The 10,514-nt window shown below is 67.7% G+C and carries 6 protein-coding genes; all 6 read left to right on the top strand.

Going from position 1 to position 10,514, the window contains the following annotated elements; all coding sequences use genetic code 11:
* Positions 1 to 16 precede the first annotated feature (16 nt).
* The 6 genes from A5758_RS07970 to A5758_RS07945 all read left to right on the top strand — a co-directional run bounded on the left by A5758_RS07970 (position 17) and on the right by A5758_RS07945 (position 10,506).
* Positions 17 to 2,047: a cytochrome c oxidase assembly protein gene (locus tag A5758_RS07970; protein ID WP_067738678.1), complete on the top strand. Its 2,031-nt coding sequence runs from the start codon at positions 17 to 19 to the stop codon at positions 2,045 to 2,047.
* 152 nt (positions 2,048 to 2,199) lie between these two features.
* Entirely contained in the window at positions 2,200 to 2,706 is a 507-nt protein-coding gene (locus A5758_RS07965; RefSeq protein ID WP_067211497.1) for a single-stranded DNA-binding protein, read from the top strand.
* A 91-nt stretch (positions 2,707 to 2,797) separates the two neighbouring features.
* A complete protein-coding gene (gene ettA, locus A5758_RS07960) occupies positions 2,798 to 4,474 on the top strand; it encodes an energy-dependent translational throttle protein EttA (protein WP_067211500.1) in 1,677 nt (558 codons plus the stop codon).
* Between the two features lie 121 nt (positions 4,475 to 4,595).
* The gene (locus A5758_RS07955; protein ID WP_067738676.1) at positions 4,596 to 9,437 is read left to right on the top strand and encodes an NAD-glutamate dehydrogenase; all 4,842 of its coding nucleotides are present in this window, start codon (positions 4,596 to 4,598) and stop codon (positions 9,435 to 9,437) included.
* Positions 9,434 to 9,847, top strand: coding sequence for a thioesterase family protein (locus tag A5758_RS07950; RefSeq protein WP_055400158.1), 414 nt, complete (start codon positions 9,434 to 9,436; stop codon positions 9,845 to 9,847). The genes A5758_RS07955 and A5758_RS07950 overlap by 4 nt, the downstream gene beginning before the upstream one ends.
* Positions 9,835 to 10,506, top strand: coding sequence for a hypothetical protein (locus A5758_RS07945; RefSeq protein ID WP_067211508.1), 672 nt, complete (start codon positions 9,835 to 9,837; stop codon positions 10,504 to 10,506). Before A5758_RS07950 ends, A5758_RS07945 begins: the two co-directional genes overlap by 13 nt.
* Positions 10,507 to 10,514 lie beyond the last annotated feature (8 nt).

Below are 10,514 nucleotides of genomic sequence, written 5' to 3'. Positions count from 1 at the left end.
CCCATACCCTGGCTGTATGACGGTCGATCGGTCGGTGACGCCACCCCGCGCGCGGGTGTGGCCGCTGCTGGTCGGTGTCGCGCTGCTGGCGGGCTGCACGGCGGCCGGTATCGGGGCGCTCTCCCTGGCCGACGCGCTGACCGCCACGGGTTTGCCGAACCCGGGTCCGGCAACCACGCTGGGGCTACCGCTCGTCCGGGCGGCGGGGGAGATCGCCGCGGTGCTGGCCGTCGGGTCGTTCCTGTTCGCGGCGTTTCTGGTGCCGCCGCAACGCAGCGGCGTCCTGGACGCCGACGGGTACCGGGCGCTTCGCCTGGGGACCGTGGCGTCGGGTGTCTGGGCGGCGTGTGCGGCGCTGCTGGTTCCGCTGACCATTTCCGACGTGTCGGGCCGCCCGTTGGTCGCGCTTCTGAACCCGGTGCGGATCTGGTCGATCGCCGGCCTGGTCACCACCGCCTCCGCGTGGCGCTGGACCGCGGCGCTGGCCGCGCTGGTGATGCTGGCCAGCCTCTCGGTGCTGCGCTGGTCGTGGACGCCGCTGCTGTTCGCCGGGTCGCTGCTGACGCTCATCCCGCTCGGGCTGACCGGCCATTCGTCGGCGGGCGGTTCACACGACCTGGCGACCAACAGCCTGCTGATCCACCTCGTCGCCGCGGGCCTGTGGGCCGGCGGCCTGCTGGCGTTGACCGCCTACGGGCTGCGCGGCGGCGGGCACGTCGCCCTGGCGGCGCGGCGGTTCTCCGCAATCGCGCTGTGGTGCTGGGTCGCGATGGCGCTCAGCGGTCTGGTGAACGCCGCGGTGCGCGTCCCGCTGGGCGACCTGCTGACCACCGACTACGGCCGACTGGTCGTCGGCAAGTTCGTCGCATTGTGCGTGCTCGGGGTGATCGGCTGGCGCCAACGGCGCTCGTCGGTCGCCGGTTTGCAAGCGCGACCGGCTCAGCCGGAGGCGCGCCGCGCCCTGCTCCGGCTGGCGCTCGCCGAGGCCGCGGTCTTCGGCCTCACCTTCGGCGTCGCCGTCGGGCTGGGCCGCACCCCACCACCACCGCCGCCGAGCCGGCTGCCCTCGATTCCCGAAGCCGAGATCGGCTACGACTTCAACGGTCCGCCGACCCCGGCGCGGATCCTGTTCGACTGGCGCTTCGACTTGATCTTCGGCAGCGCCGCCATCGTCTTCGCCGCCCTCTATGTGGCCGCCGTGGTCCGCCTGCGCCGCCGCGGTGACGCCTGGCCGCCGGGGCGGACCGTGGCCTGGCTGCTCGGCTGCCTGGCGCTGCTGTTCGTCACGTCCTCGGGGGTCGGTCGCTACATGCCGGCGATGTTCAGCGTGCACATGGTCGCCCACATGGGCCTGTCGATGCTGGTGCCGATCCTGCTGGTGCTGGGCGCCCCGGTGAGCCTGGCCCTGCGGGCGTTGCCCGCCGCCGGGCGCGACGACCCGCCCGGTATGCGGGAATGGCTGTTGGCCGCCCTGCACAGCCGGCTGTCGCGGTTCCTCACCAACCCGGTCGTGGCCACCGTGCTCTTCGTCGCCGGCTTCTACGGGCTGTACCTGTCGAGCCTGTTCGACGACGCCGTGGGCAGTCATGCGGGGCACCTGGCGATGAACCTGCACTTCCTGCTCAGCGGCTACCTCTTCTACTGGATCGTCATCGGGGTCGACCCCACGCCGCGCCCGATCCCGCCGCTGGCAAAGGTGGGCGTGGTGTTCGCGTCGTTGCCGCTGCACGCGTTCTTCGGGGTGGTGCTGATGGGCACCCGCAGGGTGCTCGGCGCCGACTACTATCGCTCGCTCGGTTTGACCTGGCACACCGACCTGCTCGGTGACCAGCGGTTGGGTGGGGGCATCGCCTGGGCGGCGGGGGAGCTGCCCCTGGTGATCGTGATGCTGGCGCTGCTGGTGCAGTGGGCGCGCAGTGACGACCGCACCGCCCGGCGGTTGGACCGCGCCGCCGACCGCGACGACGACGCCGAGCTGGTCGCCTACAACGCGATGCTCGCCGAGCTGTCGCGGCGCGACACGCCGAAGCCCTCCCACGCGGACTGATCCACAGTCGCGATTCCTTCCACAGGGCCGGCGGGGCACCGCCGGATCGGGCCATTCGCCCGCCGGCCCGTCGGTGGCGCCGGGCTCAATGGCAGCCACGACGGGCGGTGTCGCGTTCACCGCCCAATAGCAACCGAGAAGGGATCATTCCAATGTTCGAAACCCCGCTTACCGTCGTCGGGCACATCGTCAACCACCCCGAACGCCGCCAGGTCGGCACCCAGGAGGTCATCAAGTTTCGCGTCGCCAGCAATTCCCGCCGGCGCACGGCAGACGGCGGCTGGGAGCCGGGTAACTCGCTGTTCATCAACGTCAACTGCTGGGGCAAGTTGGTCACTGGCGTCGGTGCCGCGTTGGGCAAGGGCGCCCCGGTGATCGTGGTCGGCCACGTCTATACCAGCGAGTACGAGGACCGTGACGGCAACCGCCGCTCATCACTGGAGATGCGTGCGACCTCCGTCGGGCCCGACGTGTCCCGCGCGATTGTGCGGATCGAGAAGCCGGGTTACACCGGTCTCAACCCGGAGCAGGCGGCCGCCAACGGAACTTCGGTAGTGGCCATCGACGTTGGTGGTGACGAGGACCTGAAGGCCGGCGACGACCCGGCCGACTCCGGTGACGCCGCCGCTGACCGCGCCCCGCTCTCCGTGCCGGCTTGACGGTCGGCTTGGGGGCGGGCCGGCGGTTGTCGGCCGGTGCCTAGGATGGTCCGCGAGATCACTCTGCAGACCAGAAAGGCACAACAGCGGCATGGCTGAGTTCATCTACACGATGAAAAAGGTCCGCAAGGCGCACGGCGACAAGGTGATCCTGGACGACGTCACGTTGAGCTTCTACCCGGGCGCCAAGATCGGTGTCGTTGGCCCCAACGGCGCCGGCAAGTCGAGCGTCTTGCGGATCATGGCCGGGCTGGACAAGCCGAACAACGGCGACGCCTTTCTGGCCAGCGGGGCCACCGTCGGCATCCTGCAGCAGGAGCCGCCGCTGAACGAGGAAAAGACGGTGCGCGGCAACGTCGAAGAGGGGCTCGGCGAGATCAAGGTCAAGCTGGACCGCTTCAACGAGGTCGCCGAATTGATGGCCACCGACTACTCCGACGAGTTGATGGAGGAAATGGGCCGGCTGCAGGAGGACCTCGACCACGCCGACGCCTGGGACCTCGACTCGCAGCTGGAGCAGGCCATGGACGCCCTGCGCTGCCCGCCGCCGGACGAGCCGGTGACGAATCTGTCCGGCGGTGAGCGCCGCCGCGTGGCGCTGTGCAAGCTGCTGTTGTCCAAGCCCGACCTGCTGCTGCTCGACGAGCCGACCAACCACCTGGACGCCGAAAGCGTGCAGTGGCTCGAACAACACCTGGCCGCCTACCCGGGCGCGGTGTTGGCCGTGACCCACGACCGGTATTTCCTGGACAACGTCGCCCAGTGGATCCTCGAGCTCGACCGCGGCCGTGCGTATCCCTACGAGGGCAACTACTCGACATATCTGGAGAAGAAGGCCGAGCGGTTGGCGGTGCAGGGCCGCAAGGACGCCAAGCTGCACAAGCGGCTCACCGAGGAGCTGGCCTGGGTGCGGCAGGGGGCGAAGGCGCGGCAGGCGAAGAACAAGGCCCGCCTGCAGCGCTACGAGGAGATGGCCGCCGAGGCTGAAAAGACGCGCAAGCTCGACTTCGAGGAAATCCAGATCCCCGTCGGGCCGCGACTGGGCAACCTGGTCGTCGAGGTCGACCACCTGGACAAGGGTTACGACGGGCGGACCCTGATCAAGGACCTGTCCTTCACCCTGCCCCGTAACGGCATCGTCGGCGTGATCGGCCCCAACGGGGTGGGCAAGACGACGCTGTTCAAGACCATCGTCGGGCTGGAACAGCCGGACAGTGGGACGGTCAAGGTGGGAGAAACGGTCAAGCTCAGCTACGTGGACCAGTCCCGCGCCGGCATCGATCCCAAGAAGACCGTGTGGGAGGTCGTTTCGGACGGCCTCGACTACATCGAGGTCGGCCAGAACGAGATCCCGTCGCGCGCCTACGTCTCGGCGTTCGGGTTCAAGGGTCCCGACCAGCAGAAGCCGGCCGGCGTGCTGTCCGGTGGCGAGCGGAACCGGCTGAACCTGGCGCTCACGCTTAAAGAAGGCGGCAACCTGCTTCTGCTCGACGAGCCCACCAACGACCTCGACGTCGAGACGCTGGGTTCGCTGGAGAATGCCCTGGAGAAATTCCCGGGCTGCGCGGTGGTCATTTCCCACGATCGCTGGTTCCTGGACCGCACCTGCACGCACATCCTGGCCTGGGAGGGTGACGAGGACAACGAGGCCAAGTGGTTCTGGTTCGAGGGCAACTTCGGCGCATACGAAGAAAACAAGGTCGAACGGCTCGGTGTTGACGCGGCCCGGCCGCACAGAGTGACCCACCGGAAGCTCACGCGCGACTAGTGTCAGCTGCGCAGCACCCCGACAATGCGGCCCAGACGGTCGCGGCGGGTGCACCCCGCTTGCGGGGGGAGAGTGGGCAGTTGAGCGCAGTGGCGTTCGTCACGAGTTGGGAGCCATCGGCATGACGATCGATCCCGGAGCCAAGCAGGCGCTCAAGCCGTGGACCGCCTTCACCCGGCAACAGGACATTCCCGAGTGGATCGCGAAGGCCTATATCGAGAGCTATCGCGGCCCGCACGGCGACGAGCTCGGGGCGGAATCCGGCCCAATCGACCTGACCGTCCCGACCGCCATCGTGACCCCCGCCATGCTCGGCGCGCACTATCGGCTCGGCCAGCACCGTCCCGCCGGCCAAAGCCGGGTCGCGGTCTACCCCGCGGACGACCCGGCCGGATTCGGGCCCGCGCTACAAGTCGTCACCGACCACGGCGGCATGCTGTTGGACTCCGTCACGGTCCTGCTGCACCGGCTCGGTGTGCCCTACGCGGCCATCATGACCCCGGTGTTCGAGGTGCACCGCAACCCCGCGGGCGACCTGGTCAGCGTCGAATCGAAACCGCCCGGCGCCCCGCAGTACGTGGGCGAGGCGTGGATACACGTGCAACTGCTGCCCGCGGTCGACAGCAAGGGCCTCGCCGAGGTTAAACGGCTGTTGCCCAAGGTCCTGTCCGACGTGCAACAGGTCGCCAGCGACGCGGGCGCGTTGATCGCCACCCTGAGCGGCCTCGCCGCGGAAGTGGAAACCAACGCGCAGGGCCACTTCTCAGCCCCCGACCGCGCCGATGTCGCGGCGCTGCTGCGCTGGCTGGGCAACGGTAACTTCCTGCTGCTCGGCTACCAACGTTGCCGCGTGCACGACCGTTTCGTCTCCGGCGACGGGTCACCCGGGCTGGGCGTCCTGCGCTCCCGCACCGGTTCCCGCCCTCGGCTGACGGATGACGACAAATTGCTGGTGTTGGCGCAATCGGTCGTCGGCAGCTACCTGCGCTACGGCGCCTACCCGTACGCCGTCGCGGTGCGGGAAAATGTCGGCGGCGACGACGGCGTTGTCGAGCACCGCTTCGTCGGGCTCTTCACCGTCGCCGCCATGAACGCGGACGTTCTGGAAATCCCGACGATCTCGACCCGAGTGCGCGGCGCGCTCGCCTTGGCCGACAGCGACCCGATCCACCCCGGCCAGCTGCTGCTCGACGTCATTCAAACTGTCCCGCGCTCAGAGCTGTTCACGTTGAGCGCCGAACGGCTCTTGACGATGGCCAAAGCGGTGGTGGATCTGGGATCCCAACGGCGGGCGTTGTTGTTCCTGCGCGCCGATCGGCTCCAATACTTCGTCTCGTGCCTGGTCTACCTGCCCCGCGATCGCTACACCACGCAGGTGCGGCTGCAAATTGAGGACATTCTGGTCCGCGAGTTCGGTGGCACGCGGCTGGAATTCACCGCTCGTGTCAGCGAATCGCCCTGGGCCCTCATGCATTTCATGGTCCGGTTGCCGGAAGATGCGGCGCCGGTCGACGTCTCCGAAGACAACCGGGTCCGCATCCAGGGATTGCTGAGCGAGGCCGCGCGGACCTGGACCGACCGGTTGATCGGGGCGGCCGCGGAGGGCTCCGTCGAACAGGCCGATGCCGAGCACTACGGCACCGCTTTCTCCGAGGCCTACAAACAAGCCGTCACCCCGGCCGATGCCATCGAGCACATCGCCATCATCGAAGGGCTGCATGATAATTCGGTCAAGCTGGTGTTCTCCGAGCGAGGCGAGGCCGGGGCCGCCCAGCTGACCTGGTTTCTGGGCGGGCGCACCGCCTCGCTGAGCCAGCTGCTGCCCATGCTGCAGAGCATGGGCGTGGTGGTGCTCGAGGAGCGACCGTTCACCGTCACCCGCCCGGACGGGCTGCCGGTGTGGATCTACCAATTCAAGATTTCGACGCACCCGACGATCGCGCCGGCGACGACCACGGCGGACCGCGACGCGACCGCGCAGCGGTTCGCCGATGCGGTCACCGCGATCTGGCAAGGTCGCGTCGAGATCGACCGGTTCAACGAGCTGGTCATGCGTGCCCGGCTGACCTGGCAGCAGGTCGTGCTGCTGCGCGCTTACGCGAAATACTTACGGCAGGCGGGTTTTCCGTACAGCCAGTCCTACATCGAGTCGGTGCTGAACGAGCACCCGTCCACCGCGCGGTCGCTGGTCGCCCTGTTCGAGGCGCTTTTCGATCCCCGGCCGTCGGGCGCGTCAACCCACCGTGACGCACAAGCGGCGGCGGCCGCGGTAGCCGCCGACATCGACGCGCTGATGAGCCTGGACACCGACCGCATCCTGCGGGCGTTCGCATCACTGGTTCAGGCGACGTTGCGCACCAATTACTTTGTGACGCGCGAGGGTTCGGCCCGCGCCCGAAATATCTTGGCGCTCAAGCTCAATGCGCAGCTCATCGACGAGCTACCGCTGCCGCGTCCCAAGTACGAGATCTTCGTCTATTCGCCCCGCGTCGAAGGTGTGCACCTGCGGTTCGGCCCGGTGGCCCGCGGCGGGCTGCGCTGGTCGGACCGCCGCGACGATTTCCGCACCGAGATTCTCGGCCTGGTCAAGGCGCAGGCGGTGAAGAACGCCGTCATCGTGCCGGTCGGGGCCAAGGGCGGATTCGTCGTCAAGCGGCCGCCGCTGGCGACCGGCGATCAGGCGGAGGACCGCGACGCCACCCGCGCCGAGGGCGTCGCCTGCTATCAACTCTTCATCTCGGGCCTGCTCGACGTGACCGACAACGTCGATCACGCAACGAGAAAGGTCAGCCCGCCGCCCGAGGTGATACGGCGCGACGGTGACGACGCCTACCTGGTGGTGGCTGCGGACAAGGGCACCGCGACCTTCTCCGACATCGCCAACGACGTGGCGAAGTCCTACGGATTCTGGTTGGGTGACGCCTTCGCGTCCGGCGGATCGGTGGGCTACGACCACAAGGCGATGGGCATCACGGCCAAGGGCGCGTGGGAGGCCGTCAAACGACACTTCCGGGAGATGGGCGTCGACACCCAGGCCGAGGACTTCACGGTGGTGGGCATCGGCGACATGAGCGGCGACGTGTTCGGCAACGGCATGCTGCTGTCCAAGCACATCAGGTTGATCGCCGCCTTCGATCACCGGCACGTGTTCCTCGACCCCGACCCCGCCCCCGCGGCCTCGTGGGAGGAACGCCGGCGGATGTTCGACCTGCCGCGGTCCAGCTGGGAGGACTACGACAAGTCGTTGATCAGCGAGGGCGGCGGCGTGTACAGCCGTGAGCACAAATCCATCCCCGTCAGCCCGCAGGTGCGCGACGCGTTGGGCATCGACGGCGAGATCACCGAGATGACCCCGCCCAACCTGATCAAGGCGATCTTGCAGGCGCCGGTCGATCTGCTGTTCAACGGCGGCATCGGCACCTACATCAAGTCCGAGTCCGAGTCCGACGCCGACGTCGGCGATCGCGCCAACGATCCGGTGCGGGTCAACGCAAGTCAGGTGCGCGCCAAGGTGATCGGCGAGGGCGGGAACCTGGGGGTGACCGCCCTGGGCCGGGTCGAGTTCGATCTGTCGGGTGGGCGCATCAACACCGACGCGATGGACAACTCCGCCGGCGTGGACTGTTCGGACCATGAGGTGAACATCAAGATCCTGATCGACTCGCTGGTCACCGCCGGCAGGGTCGACCCCGACGAGCGCAAAGAGTTGCTGGAGTCGATGACCGACGAGGTCGCGCAACTGGTGCTCACCGACAACGAGGATCAGAACGACCTGATCGGCACCAGCCGCGCCAACGCGGCCAGCCTGCTGCCGGTGCACGGCAGGCAGATTCAGTACCTCGTCGACGAGCGGGGGCTCAACCGCGAATTGGAAGCCCTGCCGTCGGAAAAGGAGATCGACCGGCGGTGTGAGGCCGGCATCGGCCTGACGTCGCCCGAGCTGTGCACCCTGATGGCGCACGTCAAACTCGGGCTCAAAGAGGAGATGCTGAACACCGAACTGACCGAGCAGGACGTGTTTGCATCCCGGTTGCCGCAATACTTTCCGACGCCGTTGCAGGAACGGTTCAGCGCGGAGATCCGCACCCACCAGTTGCGCCGTGAGATCGTCACCACCATGCTGATCAACGACCTGGTCGACACCGCCGGCATCAGCTATGCGTTCCGGATCACCGAGGATGTCGGGGTCGGGCCCGTCGACGCGGTGCGGACGTACGTCGCCACCGACGCAATCTTCGGCGTGGGGGAGATTTGGCGGCGGATCCGCGCGGCGAATCTGCCGGTCGCGCTGTCGGACCGGCTCACACTCGACACCCGACGGTTGATCGACCGCGCCGGCCGCTGGCTGCTCAACTACCGTCCGCAGCCGCTGGCCGTCGGTGCGGAGATCAACCGGTTCGCCGCGAAGGTCAAAGACCTGACTCCGCGGATGTCGGAGTGGCTGCGCGGCGACGACAAGGCGATCGTCGAGAAGGAAGCCGCCGAATTCTCTTCGCAAGGTACACCCGACGACCTGGCGTACATGATCGCCGCCGGTCTGTACCGCTTCAGTTTGCTGGACATCATCGACATCGGCGACATCAACGACATCGACGCCGCCGAGGTCGCGGATACCCATTTCGCGCTGATGGACCGGCTGGGCACCGACGGCCTGCTGACCGCGGTATCCGAACTGCCCCGCAATGACCGCTGGCATTCCCTGGCGCGCTTGGCGATTCGCGACGACATCTACGCTTCGCTGCGATCGTTGTGCTTCGATGTGCTCGCCGTGGGCGAGCCGAACGAAAGCGGCGAGGAGAAGATCGCCGAGTGGGAACACCTGTCCGCATCACGGGTGGAGCGGGCCCGCCGCACCCTCATCGAAATTCAGGAAAGCGGGGAGAAGGATCTCGCGACGCTGTCGGTGGCCGCGCGTCAGATCCGGCGCATGACCCGCACCAGCGGAAGAGGATCCTCAAGTTGAGCGTCGGCTTCGTCGCCCCCGTGCCGGTGCGCTGGTCGGACATCGACATGTATCAGCACGTCAACCACGCCACCATGGTCACGATTCTGGAGGAGGCCCGGGTCCAGTTCCTGCGCGAAGCATTCGAGGTCGATATCTTGACCATCGGGCTGCTAATCGCCGAAGTCAAGGTGACCTACAAAGGTCAACTGCGGCTAGTCGATTCGCCGCTGCAGGTGACGATGTGGACCAAGCGGTTGCGGGCGGTGGACTTTACGCTGGGCTACGAAGTGCGCTCGGTCAGCGCCGATCCCGAGTCTAAGCCAGCCGTCATCGCCGAATCGCAACTGGCGGCGGTCCACATCGAGGAGGAGCGCTTGGTGCGGCTCTCCCCACACCATCGGGAGTACCTGCAACGGTGGATTCGGTAGTTGACCGCGGGCTCTGGCTGGGGCCATCGGACCGGGCCGCCCAGCGCAGGGATCTGGCAGCGTTCGTCGATTACGCGCTGCGCCTCGACGACGCGGCGGTGATTCGGCTCCGCACTCGATCGGCCGGTCTGCTGACGGCTTGGGTGGCAACGGGTTTCGACGTCTTGGCCAGTCGGGTGGTGAGTGGCGAGGTGCGACCCGAGGATCTGTCGGTGGGCGCGGACGCCCTGGCACGCGGCCTGGCCGCGATGGACGACTCGGGCTTCGTCGATCCCGGCTTCGCGATGGACTCCGCGTGGCGGGGTGCGTTGCCCCCGGATGCCGGCTTCACCCATCTCGAGGACATACCCGCCCGGGTGATGCTCGACCTGGCGCAGCGCGGCGCACAACTTGCCAAGGAACACAGCAGTTCTCACGGCCCTCCCGTATCCCTGCTCGACCAGGAAGTCATCCAGGTGAGTTTCTCCGATGCGAGTGTGGGCGTACCCATGCGGTGTGTGTTCGCCTTGACCGCAATGGGTTTCCTACCGCAGTCGCCGGATGCCGTCGGCGCCGACGAAATGATCAGGGTCCGGATACTGCCGACCTGGTTGCGCATCGACGCCCGGTTCGGCTCTGTGTACCGGCGCCGCGGCGACCCGGCGCTGCTGCTGCGCTGACTCGTATC

It is taken from the genome of Mycobacterium sp. 852014-50255_SCH5639931 (assembly GCF_001665605.1).
GTDB classification, from domain to species: Bacteria; Actinomycetota; Actinomycetes; order Mycobacteriales; family Mycobacteriaceae; genus Mycobacterium; species Mycobacterium paraffinicum.
Note: the sequence above shows the minus strand (reverse complement) of the source record. Positions and strands in the feature narration are given on the sequence as shown.

Bases quoted from the DNA above. Each gene is read 5' to 3' on its own strand.
- A5758_RS07970 (WP_067738678.1), top strand. From the start codon at position 17: ATGACGGTCGATCGGTCGGTGACGCCACCCCGCGCGCGGGTGTGGCCG.
- A5758_RS07955 (WP_067738676.1), top strand. From the start codon at position 4,596: ATGACGATCGATCCCGGAGCCAAGCAGGCGCTCAAGCCGTGGACCGCC.
- ettA (WP_067211500.1), top strand. From the start codon at position 2,798: ATGGCTGAGTTCATCTACACGATGAAAAAGGTCCGCAAGGCGCACGGC.
- A5758_RS07965 (WP_067211497.1), top strand. From the start codon at position 2,200: ATGTTCGAAACCCCGCTTACCGTCGTCGGGCACATCGTCAACCACCCC.